Here is a 23,957-nt window from a genome sequence, read left to right on the forward strand (position 1 = left end):
GTTTTTTTTATTATTTATTTTGCTAAATCAAATATAAAACTAATTACCAATTTAGCAATTTTTTTTACTAAAATATTATGTATGCATAATATTTTTATTGTTTTTCGGGGTTAAATATAATATTATATTTTTTTTTCAATCAAAGGCATATTTTAATTTAAATGAACAAATCAGTTAATTTAACAAATTATAAACAAAAAAAATCTCCCTAAAAAGGGAGATTTTATAGTATTATAAGTAAAGTGTTATTTTTTTAGAAAATCGGTTACTAAGTCAAAAAACTGCGTGGGGTTTTCGGCATGTACCCAATGTCCAGCATTTGCTATGGTTGCGATTTTAGCTTGTGGAAAATGCTCGTGAATGCTATCTAAATCAGAATCAAGAATATAATCAGATTTTTCACCTCTTAAAAACAAAGTTGGTCCATCAAAAACCAAATCAGCAGGAACTGCTTCGCCAATAACTTCAGGATCTTTGTTAAATACGGGTAAATTAAACCTAAAACCCAATTGTCCGGGTTCTACCCAATATAAATTTTTCAATAAAAATTGCTTGGTTCCTGGTTCTGAAATATACGTTGAAACAACCTCGTCAACTTCTGCGGGATGGTTTAGTTGAAAAATCAACGGCATTTAATGCTTGTAAAATGGTTTGATGATGTGGTGCATAATATTTTGGTGCAATATCGGCAACAATTAACTTTTCAATTAACTCAGGTTGTATCGCAGCTAAAAACATAACCAACTTACCGCCCATAGAATGCCCTAAAAAATGTGCTTTAGTAATGTTATGATGCGCACAATACGCAACAACATCTTGAGCCATTACTTGGTAGTTAAATACATCAGAATGAAAACTTTTACCGTGGTTACGAACATCTAAAGCATGAACCTGAAAACCTTCGGCAGCAAATTTAGTAGATAACGATTTCCAGTTATCACTCATCCCCATATAACCGTGAATGATAATAAACGGAAATCCGGCTCCTTCTATTTTTGAATTAAGCAGCATTATTTTAATTTTTGATTGTACATATTCACCACGTTTTCTATTCCTAAATAAATAGATTCTGAAATTAAGGCATGCCCGATTGAAACTTCTAACAAGCCCGGAATATTTTGTTTGAAAAATTGAATATTATCTAAAGATAAATCGTGCCCTGCATTTACCCCTAAGTTTAGGTTGTTTGCTAATGTTGCAGCAGCTACGTAGGGCTCAATAGCTTTTAAATTTCCTAATCCGTATTGGGTAGCAAATTCTTCGGTGTACAATTCAATACGATCTGCACCTGTTTCTTTTGCTCCTTCAATCATTTCTAAAACAGGATCTACAAATATCGAAGTACGAATGCTGTTTCTAGAAAATTCTTGGTTTACCTCGCGTAAAAATTCTTTATGTTTTATGGTATTCCATCCGCGTTAGATGTTAAAGCATCGTCTGCATCGGGCACTAAAGTTACTTGTGTTGGTTTAAGTTCAATAACCATATCAATAAACTTAGCAATAGGATTTCCTTCAATATTATATTCGGTATAAACCACATTTTTTAAATCGTACGCATCTTGGTAACGAATGTGTCGTTCGTCCGGACGCGGATGAATTGTTATGCCTTGTGCCCCAAAATTTTGTACATCTTGAGCAACTTTTAATAAATTTGGAACATTCCCTCCTCTGGAGTTACGTAAGGTTGCAATTTTATTTATATTTACAGATAATTTTGTCATAGCTTAATGTGTTTTTACAAAAATACAAACTAATTATGAAGTTAATCTGCTTGGGGTTAATAATTTTAATCTTTTAAATAAAGGTGCACGTAGTATGGAAGGAATTCAGGAATATCTAGTAAACGACATACAACCTTTGTCTGGTTCAGATACAACACAAAAGGTTTTAAAAATTGCACAAAAGCACAAATGCAACCACATTCCTATGGTACATAACGGCGTGTTTATGGGCTGTTTAAACGTAGAAGATGTCGAAAATGCAAGCACAAAAGATTCACTTACTGACTTTATTTATAACTTAGAAAAGTTTTTTGTTTTAAACACCGATTCTTGGTTTGAAGTTTTACAAGTTTTTACAAAAAACCAAACCAATTTGGTTCCTGTTCTTAATCAAAACAACCAATATATTGGTTATTATGAGTTAGACGATTGTATTAAATTTTTGGCTGCATCACCTTTTTTTACTGAAGATGGCGGAACGCTTGTAATTGAAAAAGAAATTCATGCATATAGCTTTAGTGAAATTGCACAAATTATAGAAAGCAACAACGGCAAACTTTTAGGTTTGTTTATTAGCCAGTTTACCGATGATGTTGTTCAAATCACATTAAAAACAAGCATTTTAGATTTAAACGGTTTACTACAAACGTTTAGAAGATATGCCTACAACATTGTTAGCGAAAACCAAGACGACAATTACATGAATCGTTTAAAAAAACATTCGGATTACTTAGATAAATATTTAAACATATAATATGAAATTTGCTATTTACGGCCAAGCTTATAAATCAGTAACGGCAAACATAATTAACCGCTTGTTGGTTGAGTTTCGCAAAATTGGCGCTATTGCTATTTTTGAAGCCGACTATTACAACATTTTGTTAGAAAACCATATTATTGAAGATAGCTTTGAAACTTTTAACGATTACAGCAATTTACCCGACGATGTGATTTTTTTTATTAGTATTGGTGGCGATGGTACCATGCTACGTGCTGCAAATTTTGTTAAAAGTAAAAACATACCTATTGTAGGAATAAATGCAGGAAGATTAGGTTTTTTAGCCAACATACAACAAGATGCTATTGAACATTTAATTTCTAAACTGATAAACAACGATTTTCAGATCTCAAAACGTACCTTGTTAACGTTGCAAGAAGGTTTTGCTGCGCAGCAATTTAAAATAAACTTTGCCTTAAACGAAATTACGATTTCGAGAAAAAACTCCACATCCATGATTATCATCAAAACTTATATTGATGATGAATATTTGGCAACATATTGGGCAGACGGCATTATTATCTCTACCCCAACAGGTTCAACCGGTTATTCGTTAAGTTGTGGTGGTCCAATTATTACCCCAGATTCAAATTGTTTGGTAATTACCCCAATTGCTCCGCACAACCTAACTACGCGCCCGTTAATTATTAACGACAAAAGCAGAATTAAAATGCAAATTGAAACGCGTGAACCTGAGTTTTTAGTTTCTGTAGATTCAGAAACACAAGCTTTACAAAACGATACCGAAATAAATATTTGCTTGGCATCGCACACGGTAAACATGGTTGTTTTTCCGGGCGTTACATTTTTAAAAACCTTACGTAATAAACTTTTATGGGGTGAAGATGTGCGAAATTAAATTGGCACTCAAATCAAAATCAATCAATTAAAAATTATAATAAGATTTGAATATTATTATATTTGCAAATTATTCTAAACCAAATGAAAAAACTATTTGTATTATTTATACTGCTTACCTTTAGCAACCTACACGCTCAGATTAATGAAATTGGCGTCTTTGCTGGTGGTACAAGCTTTATAGGTGATGTAGGAAAAATGAATTATGTAGGTTTAGACGAACCCGCTGTTGGTTTACTTTACCGCTGGAATCGCAGTACCAGACATGCTTGGCGCGCTTCGTTAACGCACGCTAAAATTGCAGATTTTGATAGTAAAAGTAATATGCCAAGCCGCTTAAAACGCGGATATTCGTTTCATAATACGGTTACAGAATTAGCAGCAGGTTTAGAATTTAATTTTTTTGATTACGATTTACATAGCTTAAACAATCAGTTTACGCCTTATGTTTTTGTTGGTTTAGCTGGTTTTTCTTATCATGAATTGGCTATTTATTACGGTCAGAACTACCGATTAGAAAAAAACAAATTTAGCATGGCAATCCCAATGGCAGTTGGAGTGAAATCTAAATTTACGCGCAATTTTACAGTTGGTGCAGAAATTGGATTTAGATATACCTTTACCGATAATTTAGACGGTAGCCATCCTAGCAACGAAAAATACCAAAGCTTGCGTTTTGGTAATTTAAATAGTAATGATTGGTATGTATTTACTGGTATTACGTTAACATATACCTTTGGCCAGAACCCTTGTTTCTGCCCTTTTTAAATAGAATGAATACAATACAAGATATAGATAAAAATAACGTTCCGGCACACATTGCTGTGATTATGGACGGAAATGGGCGTTGGGCAAAAAAACAAGGCATGATGCGTGTTTTTGGGCATGAAAATGGAGTTACTTCCGTAAAATCTACCATTGAAGCTGCAGCAAAAATCGGGGTTAAATATTTAACCTTGTATGCTTTTTCTACTGAAAACTGGAACAGACCAAAATTTGAAGTTGATACCTTAATGAGTTTACTTTTTAAATCTTTAAAAAAAGAATTAAAAACTTTAAACGATAACAACATTAAATTAAACGTAATCGGCTCTATTGACAACCTACCAAATAACGTAAAAAAAGAACTTGAATTTGTAATTGAACAAACCAAAAACAACACGCATATGACTGTAACCTTGGCATTAAGCTACGGTTCTCGAAATGAAATTGTTGAAATGGTAAAAAAAATTAGTTCAAGTGTTAAAAATAATATAATTTTAGAAACTGATATTGACGAATCAATTATAAATAAGCATCTTTATACATCAGATTTACCTGACGTAGATTTGTTAATTAGAACCAGCGGCGAATGCCGTATTAGTAATTTTATGCTGTGGCAAATTGCTTATGCAGAACTTTACTTTACAGAAGTGCTATGGCCTGATTTTACAGAAACGCATTTTTATAACGCTATTTTAAGTTATCAGAACAGAGAGCGTAGATTCGGAAAAACAAGTGAACAAATTAAATAACCAAGAATGTTTCAAAAAGCTATAAAGCAGTTCATAATAACATCAATTCTGTTAGGTACTGTACAATCGGCAACAGCTCAAGATCAGAATGAGTACGTTGCAGGACAAAAATACATATTGGCCGATATTGATGTTACGGGTAAATTAAACTTTAATAAAGAAACAGTAGTTACATTTACTGGTTTACATAAAGGACAGCAAATTACCGTTCCAGGAGAAGAAATTAGTAGTGCAATTAAAAAACTTTGGAAACTTGGTCTTTTTAGTGATGTTAATTTCTATATAACTAAAGTACAAAACGACAGCATTTATCTTGAATTAGATATTAACGAATTACCTAAATTAAACGAGGTGAAATTTGTTGGTATTAAAAAAGGAAAAGCAGCTACGTTAACCAAAGATACAGATCTTAAAAAAGGAAAAGTTGTTAACGAAAACTTGCTAACAACATCTAAAAACTACATTACCAACAAATATAAAAACGACGGTTTTTTTAATACCAAAGTTAATATTTCTACGCATCCAGATACCACAGAAAACTCGGTTAACATGACCGTATTAGTTGACCGTGGTAAAAAAGTAAAAATATCTGACATTGTTTTTACGGGTAATGAAAACTTAAAAAACGGAAAGCTTAAAGGTGCTATGAAAAACACCAAAAAGAAATCGCCGTTAAACCCAATGCGTATCTTCAAATCTTCTAAATATGTTCCTGAAAAATATAAAGAAGATTTAGTTGCTATTATTGATACTTACAAAGAAAACGGTTATCGTGACGCTCGTATTACTGAAGAAAACGTAACCTACAATCCAGAGAAAAAACACTGTAAAAGTTGATATTGCCTTAGAAGAAGGTAGAAGATATTACTTTGGAGATATTCGTTTTGTTGGAAACACTGTTTATACAGAAGATCAGTTAAAACGTGTTTTAAGTATTGAAAAAGGAGATACATACAACGGTAAATTATTACAAGAACGTATTTTAAATAAGAAAAACCCAGATGCAAATGATATTACCAATTTATATCAAAACAACGGGTACTTATTTTCTAACGTAAATGCTGTTGAAACAAGAACGCATAACGATACCATAGATTTTGACATTCGTATTATAGAAGGTCCATTAGCTTACATTAATTCGGTTAATGTAATTGGTAACGACAAAACCAATGACCACGTAATTTACCGTGAATTACGTACGCGTCCTGGAGATAAATGGAGTAAAGAAAATGTAATTAGAACCATTCGTGAATTGGGGCAATTAGGATTCTTTGATCCAGAAGCTTTACAGCCAGATATTAAACCAAACCAAGCTGATGGAACGGTTGATATTGAATACAAAGTTGTAGAAAAAGGTGCCAGCCAAGTAGAATTACAAGGGGGTTATGGAGGAGGAAGTTTTATTGGTACTTTAGGGTTATCATTTAACAACTTCTCGGTTAGAAACATGTTCAACAAAAAAGCGTACAAACCATTACCAATGGGTGACGGACAGCGTATGGCATTACGTGCTCAGTTTTCTAAATACTACCAAACCTACAGCTTGTCATTTACAGAACCTTGGTTAGGGGGTAAAAAACCTTTAGCATTTAGTGCATCGATTTCTCACTCTAAACAATTTTTGTATAATTGGTATACATATGATGTAGATAAATCACAAAGCTTTAACATTACATCGATTTCGTTTGGTTTAGCAAAAAGATTATCTGTTCCAGACGATTACTTTGTATTATCACAAGCTGTTTCATATCAGTATTTTGACTTAAATAATTACAATACGGGCTTATTTACTTTTGGTGACGGACAAGCAAATAACTTATCTTATACCATTAGTTTATCTCGTAACAGTAAAGGTTTCAACCCAATTTTCCCAACGTACGGTTCAGAATTCACCGTTTCGGGTAAATTTACACCACCCTATTCTTTGTTTGAAAAAACAAACTATAAAACATTAGGTGATGAAGAAAAATACAAACGCCGCACAGTAGCAAATACAACAACACCAAATGGTAGTTATGTACCAGCTGGCACGTATTTAGATGCAAGCGGAAACCCAGTTGAAGGCAATGATTACAGATTAGCAGCAGTTGATCAAGGTAAAATTGACCAAAAACGTTTTAAAATGTTAGAATACTACAAGCTTAAATTTAAAGGCGATTGGTATACATCATTAACAAAAATTGGCGATCAACCGTTAGTTTTACGTTCGTTAGCTGAATTCGGGTTTTTAGGTGCTTACAACAGTGCACGTGGAATTGTTCCTTTTGAGCGTTTTTATTTAGGTGGAGATGGATTAGCTAACTTTACGATGGACGGACGTGAAATTGTTCAGTTACGTGGGTACGAAAACTACGCCTTAACACCAGTAAATCAAAACGGAGAACAAATTGGAGGTACTATATACAATAAATTCACGTTAGAATTACGTTATCCAATTACCTTAAAACAATCTGCATCTATTTATGCCTTAGCATTTGCAGAAGCTGGTACATCATACGCAAGTTTTAAAGACTACAATCCGTTTAACTTAAAACGTTCAACAGGTTTAGGATTACGCGTATTTATGCCAATGTTTGGATTATTAGGAATTGATTTTGCTTACGGGTTTGATGAAGCGCCGGGTAGAACACAACCTAGTGGATGGCAAACGCACTTTATTATTGGACAACAATTCTAAAGTTTGGCACGATACTTGAATTCTTAATAACGAAACAAACCATGAAGAAACTTTTTTTACTGGCATGTATAATGAGCTTCTCATTAGCTCAAGCACAAATTGCTACCAAAGTAGGATATATAGATATGGACTATATATTAGAAAAACTACCAAAATATGGTGAAGCAAAAAGTAAGTTAGAAGAAAAAGCCAATGGTTGGAAACAAGAAGTTGAGCTTAAAAAAACCGAACTAGAAAAACTTAAAAAAAGTTTAGAAATAGAACGCATCATTTTAACTAAAGAATTAATTGATGAACGTGAAGAAGAAATTTTAAATTTTGAAAAAGAATTATTAGAATTTCAAGATAAAAGATTCGGACCAAGAGGCGATTTAGTTATTCAGAAAACAACAATCATTAAACCAATCCAAGATCAGATTTTTAATATTGTTCAAGACATTTCTGAAAAAAGAAAATACGATCTAATCTTTGACAAATCATCCGATTTATCAATTATTTTCGCATCGGGCCGTTTTGATATAAGTGATATGGTTTTACGCGAGCTGTTAAGAGCCGAGAAAAAAGAAACCTTAACCCAAAAGCAACTTAAAGAGCAGGAAGCACAAGATAAGTTAATTGATGATCGTCGTGAAGATCCAAGAATTGGTGAGCGCGAAAAGGCACAAGAAGAACGTCAGCAACAAATTTTAAATACGCGTGAAGAAAGACAACGCGTTTTAGAAGAAAGAAAGGCAGAAGCAATTAAAAAACGTCAAGAACTTCAGCAAGCAAAACAACAAGCTATTGAAGAAAGAAAAGCTGAAGCTGAAAGACGCAAAACAGAATTGCAAGCTAGAAAACAAGGTGCCACCGAAACTAAAGAAGCAGTAACCGAAACAAAAGCTGTTAAAGCAGAAAATAAACAAGAAAATACGCCAACTAAAAACAAGGTTGAAACGCAAGCCGAAGCACCGAAAAACAATACGCAAAGTGCAGAGCAAAACAGATTAGACCAAATTGAGGCGCGTAAAAAAGCTTTAGAAGAACGCCGAGAAGAAGCCAACAGAAAAAAAATAGAACAGCAAGAAGCTAGACAAAAAATAATTGACGACAGAAAAGCAGAAGCCGAAAAAAGACGTCAGGAAATAGAAAACAGAAAAAATAATAATTAAGAATTTAAATAACTATAATACAATGAAAACAATTAAAACCTTATTTATTGCAGCTGTAATGTTTTTAGGTGCAAACCAAGCGATGCAAGCTCAGTCTAAAATTGCTCATATTAACGTTCAGGAATTGGTTACTAACCTACCTGATATGAAAAATGCTGAGGCACAAATTAGAAAAATTGCTGAAAACTATGATAAAGAGTACACCACTATGGCTACTGAATATCAAACAAAAATGGGCAAATACGAATCTGAAGCAAAAAATGTAACAGATGCAGTTAACGAATCTCGTATGAGAGAAATGGAAGAAATGGGTCAACGTATCCAAGCTTTCCAAGCTGATGCTCAAAAACAATTACAACAAAAACAACAAGATTTATTAAAACCAGTTTTAGAAAAAGCACAAGCTGCAATTGCTAAAGTTGGTAAAGCAAAAGGATTTCAATACGTTTTAGATTCTTCAATCGGAGCTGGAGTTCTTTATGCTGACGGAAACGACATCTTAGCTGATGTTAAAAAAGAATTAGGCGTAAAATAATTTTTTATACAAAAACAAATTAAGCTACTTTATTAATAAAGTAGCTTTTTTTATATTTGTAATAATGAGTACAGAAAACACAATTGGTATTTTTGATTCGGGCATTGGTGGCACTTCAATATGGAAAGAAATTAATCATTTACTTCCGTATGAAAATACTATTTATTTAGCCGATACAAAAAATGCTCCTTACGGAACAAAATCAAAAGATGAAATAATAGCATACAGCATTAAAAACACAGAGTTTTTATTGAATAAAAATGCAAAACTAGTTGTAGTTGCTTGCAACACGGCAACCTTAAATGCTGTAGCTGTTTTACGCGAAAAATTTGATGTGCCGTTTATTGGTTTAGAACCTGCAATAAAACCGGCAGCTTTACAATCGCAAACCAAAAACATTGGTGTTTTAGCCACGCAAGCTTCTATACAAAGTGAAAACTTTAAAAATGCAGTTCTAAACTTTCCAGATGTAAATATTATACCACAGATTGGTTACAACTTGGTTCAGTTAATAGAACAAGGACATATTGATAGCCCAGAAATGGATCAGCTATTACAACAATACGTGCAACCAATGGTTGAAAAAAACATTGATTATTTAGTTTTAGGTTGTACCCATTATCCGTATTTGTTTGATAAAATAAAAGCGATTGTACCTCCAACAGTACAAATTATAGATTCTGGCGAAGCAGTTGCCAAACAAACCAAACACATTTTAGAAAGTAATAAAGCCTTAAACCTTTCTAATAAAATGGGACAAAACTTGTTTTACACCAACGGCAATGCTACAGTATTAAAAAGTATTTTAGGCTTTACTACTAATGTATTTGAATCTGATTTTTAGGTTATTCTTTTAACCAGCTAGAATACATTACATAATTTTCTGAAATCCGAGCTATTTCACCAGCAAAAGCAGATTTATCAATATCTTTTACTTTTTTAGCTGGAATACCAGCATAAATACTACCAGGTTCTACCACCGTATTTTGTGTAACAATAGCTCCTGCAGCAATAATAGAATTGCTATGTATTTCACAATTATCCATTACAATAGCTCCCATGCCAATTAAAACGTTATCGTGCACTTTACAACCGTGTACAATAGCTTTATGCCCAATAGAAACGTTATTACCAATTTCTGTAGGATGCTTTAAATAAGTGCAATGAATAATTGCTCCGTCTTGAATATTTACTTTATTTCCTATCTTAATATAATGTACGTCACCACGCACTACAGCGTTAAACCAAACGCTACAATTGTCACCAAAAGTTACATCACCAATAATAGTTGCATTTTCAGCTACATAACAATCTTCAGGAATTACAGGGCTTTTGCCACGAACTTCTTTAATTAAAGCCATATTTATTTTTTTAAATAAAGATACCTAATTTTTAATTTACCCCTGGACAATTACATAAAAAACGTTGGCGTTTACATAAAAAATCAAAACCAATGGTTAGTTGATGAAAACCCGAAGTATCAAAAGCAACATCGCCCATAACATAAGAATAGCTATAACTAATCATAAATTTACCCATATTTACACCAACAAAAGGCGTAATATATTGTAACTTTTGTTCTGCTAATTTACCTGCAGTTAAATATTCGGTTGCATCAAAGCCGTTTCTATAAGATATCCCACCCCAAAGCGTACCGTTTTGTAACGGTTTATAAAGTTTTAAATTTAAATCAAGAGTTTTGCCCTTGGTATGTTCTGTATATTGAAACAAAACCGAAGGTTCGTACCATAATTTTTCACGATCGCCAAACGTATAACCTAAAGCGCCAATAAATTTGCGCATATTAAAGCTTTCATAATCACTATATATTTTACGTTTGGTACCTAAAGCATTTTTAACCACAGCGTGCGAATAAAAATCGCCGTAGAAATAAGAAAAACCAAAATCAACATTAAAATCATTTCCTTTAACTAACATGCTTTGTGAAACGTTTGGATCATGAATAGCTTCAGACGTAAAACGGGTTTGATCTAAGGTTGTCTGATCAAATCCGGCAGAAAGCCCGAAAGAAAACTGATTTAAATCTTCATTACCGTAATTAAATATTAAATGATGCGCAAAGGTAGCTTTGGCTCCGCGTTGGCTATGAAAACCATTTTGGTCATTGTACATAACCAAACCAATTCCGGAATTTGAATCTTCAGCCATTTTAGAATTAAAAGACAATGTTTGCAATTGCGGCGCATTAGGTTGCCCAAACCATTGCTGACGTGCCGTTATGCGTAGCTTAGCACAATTTGCAGCGCCGGCCATTGAAGGAAATAACAAATAATAATTATCTGACAAATAATCTGAGTAAACCGAAATGCCTTCTTGTGCAGGTGAAACCGCAAAAAATAACAAAAAAAGCCCTATTAAAAATCGTTTTACTGCAACCATATATTAAAATCTATGCTAATAAAACGCAGAAAAAGACTATTAATTTTATTTATTAAAAAATAATTTGTAAGATTTTATTTTATAAAACGTTGAGTTCAATAAAAAAATCAATTAAAAAAAAATATAACATCTTTTAACGATTGTATTTCTTAATTTTGTATAAAACTTAATTGATAGCTATGTTTAAAGTAACCATAAAAGAAACCCAAAACCCGACCATTATAAAATTCGAGTTTCCTGATTTTATTACTAGAAGTCAGAACTTTGAGTATAAAAATATTGACGAAACAAAATCATCACCTTTAGCAAAAAAGTTATTCTTTTTACCATTCGTAAAAACCGTTTATATTTCTGCAAACTTTGTTGCGGTAGAACGTTTTTCTATTGTTGAATGGAGCGAAGTTCAGGACGAAGTTGCTAAAATGATTGAAGAATTTATTGAGGCAGGTGGTAAAGTAATTGATATCGACGAATCGTCAATTAAAAAAATTCCGATCGAGGTTTACAGCGAATCTACTCCTAACCCATCGGTACTGAAATTTGGGGTAAATAAAAAATTAACCTCAACTCATGTAGAATGTAAAAATATTGACGAAGCTGCAGTTTCGCCATTAGCAAAAGCATTATTCAACTTCAATTACGTAAAAGAAGTTTTTATTGATGAAAACGTAATTTCTGTAACCAAATATGACGTAGTTGAATGGATGGAAGTTACAACTGAGATTCGTTCTTTCATTAAAAAATTTATTGAAGAAGGTAATATTGTAGTTGATGAAGATGCATTAATAAAAACAGAAGCACACGTACAAAAACAAGATGAGTATTTTGATAATTTAGATGTTACTTCGCAACAAATTATCAACATTTTAGAAGAATATGTTAAACCGGCTGTTCAGTCTGACGGTGGAAATATTGCTTTTAAATCGTACAACGACGAAACTAAAATGGTTCATGTAATTTTACAAGGTGCTTGTAGCGGATGTCCGTCTTCTACCTTTACGTTAAAAAACGGAATCGAAAACATGTTACGCCAAATGTTAAACAACAACGAAATTGTAGTTGAAGCAACAAATGCTTAACAAAAACAAATAACGAAAAAGAAAAGGCTTAGAAAATTCTAAGCCTTTTCTTTTTACAAAATATACCATAAATTGTACACATAAAATTAAAAGTCATGAACCTTTTACATCTCGAAACTAGCCCATATTTATTGCAACACCAAAACAATCCGATTTATTGGAAAGCTTGGAATGCAAAAACCTTAGCGCAAGCCAAACAAGAAAATAAATTACTTTTGGTTTCTGTTGGTTATTCTGCCTGCCATTGGTGCCATGTTATGGAACACGAATGTTTTGAAGATGATGAAGTTGCTCAGGTTATGAATGCGCATTATGTAGCAATAAAGGTAGATCGTGAAGAACGCCCCGATGTAGATGCCATTTATATGAAAGCTTTACAATTAATGACACGTCAAGGCGGTTGGCCCTTAAACGTAGTTTGCTTGCCAGACGGACGACCAATATGGGGAGCAACTTATGTAAACAAATTAGAATGGATAGATACGCTGCAACAACTACAAAATTTGTTTGAAACCAATTACGAGAAAGTTTTAGATTATGCCGAAAAATTACAATTAGGCATTAATCATATCGGCTTGGTAGAAAACAAAGATGTAGCACCAAATAATTTAGATAGCAAACAAATAGAACCTTTACTTAAAAACTGGAAACGCAGTTTTGATTGGGATTATGGCGGACCAGCCAGAGCACCAAAATTTATGATGCCAACCAATTTAAACTTTTTACAAAGTTATGGCAGTTTAAAGCAGGATAATGAATTACTTGACTACGTAGATTTAACATTAACCAAAATGGCTCAGGGCGGCTTATTTGATGTGGTAGAAGGTGGTTTTTCTCGTTACTCGGTAGATATGCGTTGGCACATTCCGCATTTCGAAAAAATGTTGTACGATAACGGACAACTTTTAGAAACTTATGCTAATGCATACAAACGCACCAAAAATGAAAACTATAAAACCGTTTGCGAAAAAAACATAAAGTTTATAGAAACAAATTGGCTGGCTCCAAATGGTTTGGTTTATAGCGCTTATGATGCCGATAGCTTAAATGACCAAAATAAAATGCAAGAAGGTGCATTTTATTTTTGGACAAAAAAAGAACTTAAGCACCTATTAAAAGACGATTTTAATTGGTTTGAATTGCTGTACAACGTAAACGATTTTGGTTTTTGGGAAGATGACTTTTATGTTCTTATTCAATCGCAATCCATCGCTCAAATTGCAGAACAAGTACAAATTCCGCTTGCTGAATTAGAAATTAAAAACAAAGAAGCGCTTAACTTATTAAAGCAACATCGATTGGCTAACCGACAAAAACCAGGTTTAGATGATAAATGTTTAACCTCATGGAATGCTATGTGGGTAATTGGTTTATTAACTTGTTATGAAGCTTTTAAAAACGAAAATTACATAAATCTAGCCAAGCAAACCTTGGATGCCATACTGAACAAGATGTTAAATCCGGATACGGGAATTTTATATCGCAATGCAAAAAACAACAACGTAAACATTTCTGGTTTTTTAGAGGATTACGCGTTTACAACAAAAGCTTTACTAAAAATGTACCAAAATACTTTGCAAGAAAGTTATTTACAAACAGCTAAACAATTTACAGATTATTGTTTGGATCATTTTTACGAACCGCAAATTGGCTTATTTGAGTTTAAAAACAAACAAGACGAAGCTTTAATTGCAAAACATTATGAAATTGAAGATAATGTTGTGCCGTCTGCAAATGCAATTATGGGGCAAAACTTATGGATTTTGCATTTAATTTATCAGCATGATTTTTATAAATCAACAGCAATAAAAATGCTACAACTTGTTATTCCAAGCATAGATTATGCTTCTGCATTTTCAGATTGGTTACAACTTTTACTTTGGGTACAAAACGATGCGGAACATGTTATTTTTACCGGAAAAGATGCTAAAGAACATGTTTTAAACGAACTTGAAAAATGGCAACATTCGGTTGGTATTTGGGGAACAACTACAACAAGCTCCTTACCTATTTTTAGCTTAAAACACGATGCAAATAAAAATCAGAAATTTATTTGTAATAATACTTCATGCCAAGTACATGAAGTTATATAATTTATTTTTTAGGAGAAGTTGTTAAAACAAAATCTTTTAAATAATATGGTTCGAAATAAGCCACATCTTCAAATTGGTTTGTTTCGAACTTTTTGTATGCTAAAACACCCATTTGTTGCGCAGAAGGATATAAAATTTCTGGATGATAAATAAAATTAGAACCTTTCAGTATTTCTTGGCATTTTAAAGCACCATCGCCAATAATATGCAAAGGTTCCGAATAAGATGCTAAAGTATTTTCATCAATAATTTCAGCTTTTACAGATTCAACAGCATCATAATTAGAAGAATAAACACCCATAAAAACTTCCATACGGCGTGCATCTAACATAGAAACAATGTACCCCGATTCAATTTGAACTTGTTGTGCTAAAATTTCTAACGTATCAAGAGCAAGCAACGGAATACCTAAAGCATAACACAAACCTTTTGCTGCAGAAACCCCAATACGTAATCCAGTGTAAGAACCCGGCCCTTGACTAACCGCCACAGCATCTAAATCAGCTAAACTAAGGTTTGCTTGTTCTAAAACATCGGCAATAAAAACATGTAAGTTTTCGGCATGCGCAAATCCTTGCGTAGCAATTTCTTTTAAAGCAACAATTTCATTTTTATTAGAAAGAGATACAGAGCAGTTTTTGGTTGCGGTTTCGATGTTTAAAATAAGTGCCATAGCTGTTTTTATATTACGCACAAAGATACAACCAAAAAATAAAGATTAAAAAGTGATAAAATAAAAAAACTCACTGTTGCAAAAACAACAATGAGTTTTAAAAAATCAATAATTGGTTGGAGGTTTATTTTTTAGTTTCGTTAGTTACTTTGGTACCCGAAGTTAATGTTTTAGAAACCACAGAATAAGGCCCAATAATTACTTCATCACCTTGAGCTAACCCGCTAATGATTTCGATATTTGAATCGTCTTGAATTCCGGTTTTAACCACTTTAATTTTGGCTTCATCTCCGTTTTTAACAAAAACACATTCAAATTGCGTGTCCGATTTTTTTGCAGAATCGCTAGTTTTTGCGGTTGCAGCAACAGCACTTGTGTCGGCTTTTAAAACCACAGCGCTAATAGGAATGGCAATAATATTTTCTTTTTTATTGGTAATAATATCAACCGTTGCTGTCATACCTGGGCGGAATGGTGAATAAAATTCTGATTTTCCTTCCATTAAATCAGCATACGAATCTTTATCAATTCGAACTTTTACTTTAAAGTTGGTAACCTGATCGGCAGAAGTTGCATCGGCAGATGAATTAGAAATGCTGGTTACCGTACCTTTAAATTTCTTTTTGGCATAAGCATCAACTTCAATATTTGCTCGATCGCCAATATTAACTTTTACAATATCATTTTCGTTCACATCAACTTCAACTTCCATATTGTTAAGATTGGCAATACGTAACAATTCGGTACTTGACATACCTTGCGTACCCATAACGCGCTCGCCTAATTCTACAGAAAGTTTAGAAATAGTTCCGTCTGATGGTGCGTAAATGGTTGTACGGCGCAAGTTATCTCTACTTTCGGTTAAAGTTGCTGTAGAACTTTGTACATTGTAATAAGATGATTGTTTAGCAGCAACCGCAACCTCGTAAGTAGAAACTACTTTATCCCATTCAGATTTAGAAATTACGCCTTTTGCAAACAATTGTTTGTTACGGTCGTAATTTAGTTTTGCTTCTTTAAGTTGAGCTTCGGCTTGTTGTAAACCTGCTTTAGAAGTTGATAAAGTTGCTTCGGCACGATTTACACCCGATTGATATAAATCTGGGTTGATGCGCACCAACAAATCTCCTTTTTTAACTTGTTGTCCTTCTTTAACAGGTAATTCGATAATTTCTCCTGAAACCTCAGAAGCAATTTTCACTTCGATTTCTGGTTGAATTTTTCCGGTGGCAGAAACCATCTCGGTTACCGTTTGCATTTCAACCAAGTACGTTTCTACCTGCGTATGATTTGCATTTTTATCTTTACTTAGCGTTTTAAAAGCGATAAAACCAACTATTAAAATCCCTAATCCAATAAATATTTTTTTCTTCATAACTTATTTTGTTAATTCTGTTACAGGAATGCCGAAGTAAAATTCTAAAATTTTTGTTTTAAAAATATAATCATATTTGGTGCGCAATGCTTCTGATTGTGCGTTTACATGCAAGGTTTGTACTTGCGTAAGATCAAAAACGTTTAACAAACCAACTTCATATCTTTCACGGGCATATTCTAAAGATTGTTCTCTAAAACTTAATGTTTGCTCGGCAGCTTCATAAGCTTTAAGAGCCGATTTTGTATCGGTATAAGCCGTGTAAACCTTTTTTTCTAAGTTTTGAGATTCTAACTCATAATTTAATTCGGCACGTTTTACGTTTACTTTATTTCGTTCTACATTATTGCGAACCGATAAGCCATTAAATACCGGAATAGATAATGCCAAACCGTAGCTATGCCCTTTGTTGTTGTCAAATTGTTTCCAAATATTTTCTGGACCGCCTAAAATAGGCGAAAAGTTTGGCGCAATTACATTTTCACCGGTGCTTTGCACTGTTCCTACAACAGAATAAGGAGTTGTTGCATTAGGAATATAACCAACCACGCGATCTGAATAGGCTGCACGCGTATTAAAGTTGTAATAAGCTTGTAAGGTTGGCTGAAAACGACTACGTGCTATTTTTAAATCACGGCTTGCCAATTCAATGTTAGTTTCTGCAATTTTAATTTCGGCTCTGGTTTCTTTAGCGCGTTTTACAATTGCAGCAGGTTCTTCTAACATAACTGCGCTTTCTGTAATGGCATAATGTCCTTGATCGGCAATATCAAACGTTTCAAAATCTTCTAACTGTAAAAGTTGCGCTAAACTAATTTTAGAAATAATTAAATTATTTTCGGCAGTAATTACATTTTGTTCGTCTTTTGCAACCGTTGCACTAATATCTAATAAATCACCTTTAGGTAAACTTCCGGCTTCTACTAAATTTTTAGTACGTTCGTATTGTTTTTTATCGTATTCGTGTTGTTGCGTTTGTACACGTAAATTTTCTTTATTAAAAACAATTTGCAAATACGCGTTTATTACGTTTAATGCTACATCATCTTGCATTTTTTGCAATTGATATTTTGAGGCATGCAACGCCAAATTAGAACGGCGCAGGGCATATTGCTTTTCTAAACCACGGTAAATATCTACCCCGGCTTGAATTGCTGCTGACGAGAACTGCGTGGTTTGATTTTGTAACAAACCTGTTGTAATATTTTGGTTTAAACCTACGTTCCAAGAATGGTTTGCACTTGCGTTGATAGAAGGTAAAAAAGCTGCTTTAGCTCCCGTTCTGTCAATCTCGGCAAGTTTAACTTCTAGTTCTGTATTTTGCACAGAAACGTTATGCACCAAGGCATGTTCTACACATTGTTCTAACGTCCACAGGTTTTGCGCGAATGTTGAACCAGAAAAACAAAAGATTCCGAGAAATAGTGATTTAAAAATGAAATTATTTTTCATACCATTTAGTTTATATATGAAGAATTAATTTGAAATTCTCATACCTATATGTCGTATAGGTTTTAAATTTGTTACAAAATAATTAACAATAATGAAAAATATAATAAAATATAACCTTTTAGCTTGTCTTGCTATATTATGCGGGCTGCTTTCAAGTTGTGGCAGCAGCGAAAAAATCATGGCAACAAAACCAGAAGCTGAGTTTCAGAATAAAATTGCGTACAATACTAAAACTTCGTACGTGGGCATGCCCATAAGCGTTGCTATTAAAGACATACAAACGGTATTAAATCAAAACATAACGCATTTAATATATGCAGATAGCATTTTAGCCGATGATAATATGGAAATTAAAATATGGAAAACCAACGCCATACAATTATCAGCAGAAAACGGTAAAATAAAATCAGTTTTACCAGTAAAAATTTGGGTAAAATACCGCTATGGCACTCAGTTTATGGGATTAAATGATACACGCGAATTTAATTTTAACGGTACATTTACCTTTTTAAGCGATGTTGCGTTATCGAATTGGCATTTATCAACAAAATCCAATTTACAACGCATTGTTTGGAATGAAAGTCCGAATATACAAATTGGTAACAAACAAGTTGCTATTACATATTTGATTAATCCGGCTATGAATTGGTTTAAGAAAGATATTGCCAATCAGGTAGATCAGGCAATTGCTAAAACATGCGATTTTAAACCGCAAGTACTTGACGCATTAAAAGCTTTGGCCGAACCTAGGTTAGTAAACGACAAATACGAAACATGGTTAAGCATCAATCCATTAGAAATTTATGCAACTGATGCCACGCTAGAAAAAAACAATGTCGTTTTAAATATGGGGCTAAAAGCCAATATTAGAACCGTTATTGGCAACAAACCGCAGGAAAATGTAAATTGGAATCAATTAAAAATTACAAAAGTAAAAAGCATACCTAACTATTTTAACGGAACTATTGCTGCAATAACCACCTACAAAAGTGCTGCACGGGTTATAACAAATAATTTTAAAGGAGAAACCTTTAGCTCTGGTAAGAAAAAAATTACCATTCAGGAAGTTGATATGTGGCAACAACAAGATAAAATAATTATTGCCTTAACCTTACAAGGTAGTTTAAACGGAACGATTTATTTAAGTGGCATACCAAAATATAATGTAGATTTGCAACAAGTTTATTTTGAACAATTAGATTATGTATTAAACACCAAAAATGTTTTGCACAAATCGGCAAGTTGGTTATTAAACGGATTAATTGTTAGAAAAATTCAGGAGAATTGTACATACAGCATTGCAAACGATATTGAAACAGGCAAAACCATTGCACAACAGTTTTTAACGCATTATTCGCCCATGAAAGGTGTTTATATTGATGGTAAAATGGACAATCTTACTTTTGATAGGTTTGAACTACTAAACCATGCCATGGTAAGTTATATTAACACCAATGGTAACGTAGCAATTTCTATTCAGGGATTAGAATAAAAAAAGAGGTTAAACAACCTCTTTTTTATTTTTATCTTCTTTTTTATTTCCATTCATGATGCGATAAACAACAATACCAACAACAGCAACTAAAATGTACGGAATGACCATTAAATAAACAATTCCGTCGTTTACAGCTTCAGCGGTAACGCTATTTCCATCGCTTTCTAAAACGGCTCTACACATAGCACATTGTGCAGATGCAGGCACGCTAACTACAAACAGCAATAAAACTAAAACAATATTTTTTAATTTAGTGAACATAGTAAGGAGATATCATAATATAAACAATAACCCCGGTAACAGCTACATACAACCATAAGGGGAACGCATATTTTGCGATTTTTTTATGTTGCGGAAAATTACCTACCATAGCACGAGCATAGGTTACTAAGACAACTGGAATAATAATAATTGATAGTAAAATATGCGTGATTAAAATAAAGAAATAAACATATCTAATTGTTCCTTCACCACCAAAAGGAGTAGAATCAGACGTCATGTGATACGCAACATATAATCCTAAAAAAACAACCGAGCAAAGCATGGCAAGTTTCATTAAGTTTTCGTGCAATTTACGTTTACCATTTTTAACAGCAACAACAGCAAGTACAAGCAATACTGCAGTAAAGCCATTAATCGTTGCATAAATTGGAGGTAATTGGCTTAATGGTTCTACATCGTAACCAAAATCTTTTAATTTAACACCAAAAAGCAGTGCTACAACAACTGGAATAATAATTGAAATTACAGTAATTAATTTGTTGTACTTTTTAGCATCTTGAGCAGTTTCCATTTCTTATTCGTTAATTAATTTTTGAATATCTTCTTTAATCATTTGTACACCTTCTTCAGACAATCCGTCATAAAAAACCATTGGGTTTCCGTATTCATCTTTACGAGTACGTATATTCCCGTCTTTATCAATTAAGCAAAAGCTGCCTGAGTGATAAAATCCACCGGGTGAATTAGGATCAACGCCAGCATTCAACTTAAATTCTTTTTCGGCTAAGTTATATACATAATCTCCATCGGCACGTAAAAAGTTCCAATTGTAATGTTTGGCACCCAAATCGTCAGCATAAGCTTTTAATTGTTCAACCGTATCGGTTTCTGGATCGATTGAAATGGATGCAATACCAAATTGAGGATTCCCATAAAATTCTTTTTGCAATTCCATCATATTACGATTCATAATCGGACAAATGGTTGGGCAGGGTTGTAAAGAAAAATTCTACCACATAAACTTTGCCTTTGTAAAAATCGTTGGTTATGGTTTTTCCGTCTTGATTGGTAAGTTCGAAAGATGGGGCAACACCAACGGCCATTAAATCTGATTTTTGAAATTTAGCAGCAATTTTTGGAACAAAGTAAATTCCAAAAATTAAAATAATAAACGAAATGCCTATATAGGTTTTGTTCTTATTCATTTACAATAATATTACGGTTATTTTTTTTAAGAGCTAATCGGTATTCGGCTAAAATTACTTTAACATCGTCACTCATTTCGTTATGCAAATCTGCTGCCGAAATGGTATTATATCCTTCTTTATAAGATGATTTTCCGTCTTTTTTGTTGTAGCCTTTACGCCGCGTAAATTTAAGTCTTTATCTATAATAAAAACGTTTGGGGTAAAATAATGTTCGTTTAAATCACCTACCAATTCTAATTCATTATAATAAGCAGCAATTTCTGCAGGAGGTGCAAAAACAAAAAACCAACGGTATAAATCAGACATCGGATTTAATTCTTTTAAAAGTTGTGCTGCATCTGCTTCAGTACCTTCTGGTAAAACATAAACCAACTGAAAATCATTAAAATCACGATTTTTGTTGTATATTTTTTGTAGAAGATTAAATGAGTTACCTTTTTCTTTTAGTAAATCATATCCAGGAAAACCAAGAATAGTAATTTTTTCTGAAAGAGAAATCGTATCACCTGAAAGGGATTTCCAGGCTGGAATATTAGGAATTTGTTCTGTAACTACAGGTAATTTGGTAAATCCGTTTTTACCAGATGCAAAAAAAACATAAAAAAGCAAAGGCAAGCAAAATAAAAAAAGACATACCGTTAACTTAATAACTTTGCTTTTTTTAGATTCTGGAAAGGCATTCATAGGAACTGATTTTTAATACTATACAAAAATAGAAAAAGGCGGTTAGAAAACCGCCTTTTTTATGATAATATATAGTTTTTAGAAAATCCAAAGATATTGTTGATCTCTAAATACGTTATGTACATAATCTCCTTCTACCAATAAGATAAAAACAAGATACGCAATTAAGAATGCTAATGTACCAACAATGGTCCAACGTAAACTTGCCTTTTCACCTTCTAAGTGCATGAAAGCCCACATAATGTAATATGCTTTCCAAATAGTTAAAATAATGAAAATCCAGTTTAACAAGTTCATATATAAGAACTTTGTTTTATATAATGAATCGGGTTTGTAAATCCCTAAAACTACTTCAATGATTGTAAGTACTGATAGGATAATAAATACATTCCAAATTCTTTTTGTACTATTCTCTGAATGTGCAGCCATAATAAAATCTTTAATTGAAATAATAAATTATACTAAGTAGAAGAATGTGAAAACGAATACCCACACTAAATCTACAAAGTGCCAATATAAACCAACTTTTTCTACCATTTCATAATTACGTCTTCTTTCATAAGTACCTAAAAGTACATTGAAGAAAACAATAATATTTAAAATAATTCCTACTGAAACGTGGAAACCGTGGAAACCAGTAATAAAGAAGAAAAAGTTACCAAAGTTTTTATGACCGTATTCATTACGTATTAAGCTTGCTCCTTCAACAACCATGTTTGCATCTTTAATACGCTGTAAAGATTCTTCACGATTTAAAATAACTTTTTTCTGATCTACAACTTGTTCAGTACGGATCAAGATATTTGGATTAGCTTCAAATCCTTTTACTACTTCTTCTAAAGAATATGTAGGTACTTTTGCAGTGTTTGTAAACCAAACGCCTTCGTTACGTCCTTTTTCAACTCTTTCATGAGGAATTGTAGCAGCAAAATCTCCTAAAGCAACACGTTCACCATCTGTATTCACAAACTGAATGATAGAACCACCTTTTGTTTCTAAAGCACCGTAAGTACCTTGAATAAAGTTTTTCCATTCCCAAGCTTGAGAACCAACGAAAACTAAACCTCCAATAATTGTTAACAACATGTAGAAGGCAACTTTAGTTTGTTGCATTTTTTTACCTGCATCTACAGCTAAAACCATAGTTACAGAAGAGAAAATTAAAATAAATGTCATCAATGCAACATAGTACATTGGTGCATCTACTCCGTGTAAAAAAGGAAAGTGATTAAACACCTCATCGGCTATAGGCCATGATCCTATGAATTTAAATCTAGCAAACCCATAAGCAGCGAGAAAGCCAGCAAATGTTAAGGAATCAGATAAGATGAAAAACCACATCATTAATTTACCATAACTTGCTCCAAGTGGTTGAACACCTTCTCCACCACCCCAGTGTGTTTCGTTAGCTATTGCTCCCATTATTAATTTATTAGTTAAAAGTTTTCAAATTTACGTTTTTTTTTAATTATAGAAAGAGAAAAATAAAAACAAATACAGCCACAACACACCTAAAAAGTGCCAAAACGTTGCAGACAACTCAATTCCAACAGGTTGAGCGGCCGTGTACTTTTGTTTAGAGTTATTATAAATAACAATCAACAATGACACAATCCCTCCAACAAGGTGGGCTAAGTGCACAATAATTACAATATACAAAAAGGAAGTAGTAATTGTACTTTCTGTACCTGTAAAATATAATCCTGAATCTATAACTTGTCCAAATCCTACAAATTGTAAGATTATAAATACAATTGCTAACAACAAAGTAAGCCAAAGCATTGAACTTGCTTTTTTAGGATTACTGTGTTTTACGCTTTTTACAGCAAAATGAAAGGTAAAACTACTTAATATTATAACAATTGTACTAAATAAAAAAGCCGAAGGCATTTGAAAATCATCTAGCCAATCGGGTCTAGATTTACTAATTACGTAAGCACTAGTAAAACCAGCAAACATCATTACTATACTAATCATACCAAACCACAGCAACATTTTGTATGATTTGGCTTTTTTATCGTATTCTTCTTGATTAATCAT

Annotated in this window: 23 protein-coding genes and 3 pseudogenes; 12 read left to right on the forward strand and 14 right to left on the reverse strand. The window is 32.9% G+C overall.

Annotated features, from left to right (window positions below):
- Positions 1-245: 245 nt before the first annotated feature.
- Together K5I29_RS09465 and K5I29_RS09470 are read right to left on the reverse strand one after the other, a co-directional pair.
- A pseudogene (locus K5I29_RS09465) lies at positions 246-1,011 on the reverse strand (alpha/beta fold hydrolase).
- Positions 1,011-1,723: pseudogene (locus K5I29_RS09470) on the reverse strand (pyridoxine 5'-phosphate synthase). The pseudogenes K5I29_RS09465 and K5I29_RS09470 overlap by 1 nt, the downstream one beginning before the upstream one ends.
- A 94-nt stretch (positions 1,724-1,817) precedes the next feature.
- Between K5I29_RS09470 and K5I29_RS09475 the strand changes: the two are divergent.
- The 9 genes from K5I29_RS09475 to murI all read left to right on the forward strand — a co-directional run bounded on the left by K5I29_RS09475 (position 1,818) and on the right by murI (position 10,080).
- Positions 1,818-2,477, forward strand: coding sequence for a CBS domain-containing protein (locus K5I29_RS09475; RefSeq protein WP_264432808.1), 660 nt, complete (start codon positions 1,818-1,820; stop codon positions 2,475-2,477).
- A gap of 1 nt (position 2,478) precedes the next feature.
- A complete protein-coding gene (locus tag K5I29_RS09480) occupies positions 2,479-3,360 on the forward strand; it encodes an NAD kinase (protein WP_264432810.1) in 882 nt (293 codons plus the stop codon).
- Positions 3,361-3,443: 83 nt separating this feature from the next.
- Positions 3,444-4,127, forward strand: coding sequence for a type IX secretion system protein PorG (gene porG, locus K5I29_RS09485; protein ID WP_264432813.1), 684 nt, complete (start codon positions 3,444-3,446; stop codon positions 4,125-4,127).
- Positions 4,128-4,132: 5 nt separating this feature from the next.
- Positions 4,133-4,873 carry an isoprenyl transferase gene (locus K5I29_RS09490; protein WP_264432815.1) on the forward strand — a complete coding sequence of 247 codons (741 nt, stop codon included), beginning with the start codon at positions 4,133-4,135 and terminating at the stop codon, positions 4,871-4,873.
- A 6-nt stretch (positions 4,874-4,879) separates the two neighbouring features.
- Positions 4,880-5,710, forward strand: coding sequence for a POTRA domain-containing protein (locus K5I29_RS13465; RefSeq protein WP_317134275.1), 831 nt, complete (start codon positions 4,880-4,882; stop codon positions 5,708-5,710).
- Between the two features lie 40 nt (positions 5,711-5,750).
- A complete protein-coding gene (locus tag K5I29_RS09495; protein WP_317134314.1) occupies positions 5,751-7,550 on the forward strand; it encodes a BamA/OMP85 family outer membrane protein in 1,800 nt (599 codons plus the stop codon).
- 41 nt (positions 7,551-7,591) lie between these two features.
- Positions 7,592-8,701 carry an OmpH family outer membrane protein gene (locus K5I29_RS09500; RefSeq protein ID WP_264432817.1) on the forward strand — a complete coding sequence of 370 codons (1,110 nt, stop codon included), beginning with the start codon at positions 7,592-7,594 and terminating at the stop codon, positions 8,699-8,701.
- Between the two features lie 22 nt (positions 8,702-8,723).
- Positions 8,724-9,236, forward strand: a complete 513-nt coding sequence (locus K5I29_RS09505) for an OmpH family outer membrane protein (RefSeq protein ID WP_264432819.1) — start codon at positions 8,724-8,726, stop codon at positions 9,234-9,236.
- A 64-nt stretch (positions 9,237-9,300) separates the two neighbouring features.
- Entirely contained in the window at positions 9,301-10,080 is a 780-nt protein-coding gene (gene murI, locus K5I29_RS09510; RefSeq protein WP_264432821.1) for a glutamate racemase, read from the forward strand.
- Between the two features lies 1 nt (position 10,081).
- On the opposite strand, the gene K5I29_RS09515 is transcribed toward murI, so the two are convergent.
- Complete coding sequence (locus K5I29_RS09515) at positions 10,082-10,597, reverse strand: gamma carbonic anhydrase family protein (protein ID WP_264432823.1); 516 nt, start codon at positions 10,595-10,597, stop codon at positions 10,082-10,084.
- A gap of 31 nt (positions 10,598-10,628) precedes the next feature.
- Positions 10,629-11,636: a PorP/SprF family type IX secretion system membrane protein gene (locus K5I29_RS09520; protein ID WP_264432826.1), complete on the reverse strand. Its 1,008-nt coding sequence runs from the start codon at positions 11,634-11,636 to the stop codon at positions 10,629-10,631.
- A gap of 179 nt (positions 11,637-11,815) precedes the next feature.
- Here K5I29_RS09520 and K5I29_RS09525 point away from each other — a divergent pair, with 179 nt between their 5' ends.
- Both K5I29_RS09525 and K5I29_RS09530 read left to right on the forward strand, forming a co-directional pair.
- The gene (locus tag K5I29_RS09525) at positions 11,816-12,715 is read left to right on the forward strand and encodes a NifU family protein (protein WP_264432828.1); all 900 of its coding nucleotides are present in this window, start codon (positions 11,816-11,818) and stop codon (positions 12,713-12,715) included.
- 95 nt (positions 12,716-12,810) lie between these two features.
- A complete protein-coding gene (locus K5I29_RS09530) occupies positions 12,811-14,808 on the forward strand; it encodes a thioredoxin domain-containing protein (protein WP_264432830.1) in 1,998 nt (665 codons plus the stop codon).
- Between the two features lies 1 nt (position 14,809).
- On the opposite strand, the gene tsaB is transcribed toward K5I29_RS09530, so the two are convergent.
- From tsaB to K5I29_RS09545, 3 genes are all read right to left on the reverse strand, one after another.
- Positions 14,810-15,481, reverse strand: a complete 672-nt coding sequence (gene tsaB, locus K5I29_RS09535) for a tRNA (adenosine(37)-N6)-threonylcarbamoyltransferase complex dimerization subunit type 1 TsaB (RefSeq protein ID WP_264432832.1) — start codon at positions 15,479-15,481, stop codon at positions 14,810-14,812.
- Positions 15,482-15,605: 124 nt separating this feature from the next.
- Complete coding sequence (locus K5I29_RS09540; RefSeq protein ID WP_264432834.1) at positions 15,606-16,856, reverse strand: efflux RND transporter periplasmic adaptor subunit; 1,251 nt, start codon at positions 16,854-16,856, stop codon at positions 15,606-15,608.
- A gap of 3 nt (positions 16,857-16,859) precedes the next feature.
- Positions 16,860-18,308: a TolC family protein gene (locus K5I29_RS09545; protein ID WP_264432836.1), complete on the reverse strand. Its 1,449-nt coding sequence runs from the start codon at positions 18,306-18,308 to the stop codon at positions 16,860-16,862.
- A gap of 178 nt (positions 18,309-18,486) precedes the next feature.
- Here K5I29_RS09545 and K5I29_RS09550 point away from each other — a divergent pair, with 178 nt between their 5' ends.
- The gene (locus K5I29_RS09550; protein WP_264432837.1) at positions 18,487-19,800 is read left to right on the forward strand and encodes a DUF4403 family protein; all 1,314 of its coding nucleotides are present in this window, start codon (positions 18,487-18,489) and stop codon (positions 19,798-19,800) included.
- A gap of 9 nt (positions 19,801-19,809) precedes the next feature.
- On the opposite strand, the gene K5I29_RS09555 is transcribed toward K5I29_RS09550, so the two are convergent.
- The 7 genes and pseudogenes from K5I29_RS09555 to K5I29_RS09585 form a co-directional block, all read right to left on the reverse strand.
- Complete coding sequence (locus tag K5I29_RS09555; protein ID WP_264432840.1) at positions 19,810-20,064, reverse strand: hypothetical protein; 255 nt, start codon at positions 20,062-20,064, stop codon at positions 19,810-19,812.
- The gene (locus K5I29_RS09560) at positions 20,054-20,596 is read right to left on the reverse strand and encodes a DUF420 domain-containing protein (RefSeq protein ID WP_264432841.1); all 543 of its coding nucleotides are present in this window, start codon (positions 20,594-20,596) and stop codon (positions 20,054-20,056) included. The genes K5I29_RS09555 and K5I29_RS09560 overlap by 11 nt, the downstream gene beginning before the upstream one ends.
- A 3-nt stretch (positions 20,597-20,599) precedes the next feature.
- Positions 20,600-21,230, reverse strand: a pseudogene (locus tag K5I29_RS09565) (SCO family protein).
- Positions 21,231-21,302: 72 nt separating this feature from the next.
- Positions 21,303-21,917 (reverse strand): hypothetical protein, encoded by a 615-nt coding sequence (locus K5I29_RS09570; RefSeq protein WP_317134276.1) that lies wholly within the window; start codon positions 21,915-21,917, stop codon positions 21,303-21,305.
- 78 nt (positions 21,918-21,995) lie between these two features.
- Positions 21,996-22,346: a cytochrome C oxidase subunit IV family protein gene (locus tag K5I29_RS09575; protein ID WP_264432843.1), complete on the reverse strand. Its 351-nt coding sequence runs from the start codon at positions 22,344-22,346 to the stop codon at positions 21,996-21,998.
- Positions 22,347-22,373: 27 nt separating this feature from the next.
- Positions 22,374-23,339, reverse strand: coding sequence for a cytochrome c oxidase subunit 3 (locus tag K5I29_RS09580; protein ID WP_264432846.1), 966 nt, complete (start codon positions 23,337-23,339; stop codon positions 22,374-22,376).
- Between the two features lie 42 nt (positions 23,340-23,381).
- A complete protein-coding gene (locus K5I29_RS09585; RefSeq protein ID WP_264432847.1) occupies positions 23,382-23,957 on the reverse strand; it encodes a cytochrome c oxidase subunit 3 in 576 nt (191 codons plus the stop codon).

Origin of the sequence: Flavobacterium agricola (genome assembly GCF_025919725.1) — a bacterium.
GTDB lineage: Bacteria > Bacteroidota > Bacteroidia > Flavobacteriales > Flavobacteriaceae > Flavobacterium > Flavobacterium agricola.

Coding starts and splice junctions, on each gene's coding strand:
- K5I29_RS09475 (WP_264432808.1), top strand. CDS start 1,818: ATGGAAGGAATTCAGGAATATCTAGTAAACGACATACAACCTTTGTCT.
- K5I29_RS09480 (WP_264432810.1), top strand. CDS start 2,479: ATGAAATTTGCTATTTACGGCCAAGCTTATAAATCAGTAACGGCAAAC.
- porG (WP_264432813.1), top strand. CDS start 3,444: ATGAAAAAACTATTTGTATTATTTATACTGCTTACCTTTAGCAACCTA.
- K5I29_RS09490 (WP_264432815.1), top strand. CDS start 4,133: ATGAATACAATACAAGATATAGATAAAAATAACGTTCCGGCACACATT.
- K5I29_RS13465 (WP_317134275.1), top strand. CDS start 4,880: ATGTTTCAAAAAGCTATAAAGCAGTTCATAATAACATCAATTCTGTTA.
- K5I29_RS09500 (WP_264432817.1), top strand. CDS start 7,592: ATGAAGAAACTTTTTTTACTGGCATGTATAATGAGCTTCTCATTAGCT.
- K5I29_RS09505 (WP_264432819.1), top strand. CDS start 8,724: ATGAAAACAATTAAAACCTTATTTATTGCAGCTGTAATGTTTTTAGGT.
- murI (WP_264432821.1), top strand. CDS start 9,301: ATGAGTACAGAAAACACAATTGGTATTTTTGATTCGGGCATTGGTGGC.
- K5I29_RS09515 (WP_264432823.1), bottom strand. CDS start 10,597: ATGGCTTTAATTAAAGAAGTTCGTGGCAAAAGCCCTGTAATTCCTGAA.
- K5I29_RS09520 (WP_264432826.1), bottom strand. CDS start 11,636: ATGGTTGCAGTAAAACGATTTTTAATAGGGCTTTTTTTGTTATTTTTT.
- K5I29_RS09525 (WP_264432828.1), top strand. CDS start 11,816: ATGTTTAAAGTAACCATAAAAGAAACCCAAAACCCGACCATTATAAAA.
- K5I29_RS09530 (WP_264432830.1), top strand. CDS start 12,811: ATGAACCTTTTACATCTCGAAACTAGCCCATATTTATTGCAACACCAA.
- tsaB (WP_264432832.1), bottom strand. CDS start 15,481: ATGGCACTTATTTTAAACATCGAAACCGCAACCAAAAACTGCTCTGTA.
- K5I29_RS09540 (WP_264432834.1), bottom strand. CDS start 16,856: ATGAAGAAAAAAATATTTATTGGATTAGGGATTTTAATAGTTGGTTTT.
- K5I29_RS09545 (WP_264432836.1), bottom strand. CDS start 18,308: ATGAAAAATAATTTCATTTTTAAATCACTATTTCTCGGAATCTTTTGT.
- K5I29_RS09550 (WP_264432837.1), top strand. CDS start 18,487: ATGGCAACAAAACCAGAAGCTGAGTTTCAGAATAAAATTGCGTACAAT.
- K5I29_RS09555 (WP_264432840.1), bottom strand. CDS start 20,064: ATGTTCACTAAATTAAAAAATATTGTTTTAGTTTTATTGCTGTTTGTA.
- K5I29_RS09560 (WP_264432841.1), bottom strand. CDS start 20,596: ATGGAAACTGCTCAAGATGCTAAAAAGTACAACAAATTAATTACTGTA.
- K5I29_RS09570 (WP_317134276.1), bottom strand. CDS start 21,917: ATGAATGCCTTTCCAGAATCTAAAAAAAGCAAAGTTATTAAGTTAACG.
- K5I29_RS09575 (WP_264432843.1), bottom strand. CDS start 22,346: ATGGCTGCACATTCAGAGAATAGTACAAAAAGAATTTGGAATGTATTT.
- K5I29_RS09580 (WP_264432846.1), bottom strand. CDS start 23,339: ATGGGAGCAATAGCTAACGAAACACACTGGGGTGGTGGAGAAGGTGTT.
- K5I29_RS09585 (WP_264432847.1), bottom strand. CDS start 23,957: ATGATTAATCAAGAAGAATACGATAAAAAAGCCAAATCATACAAAATG.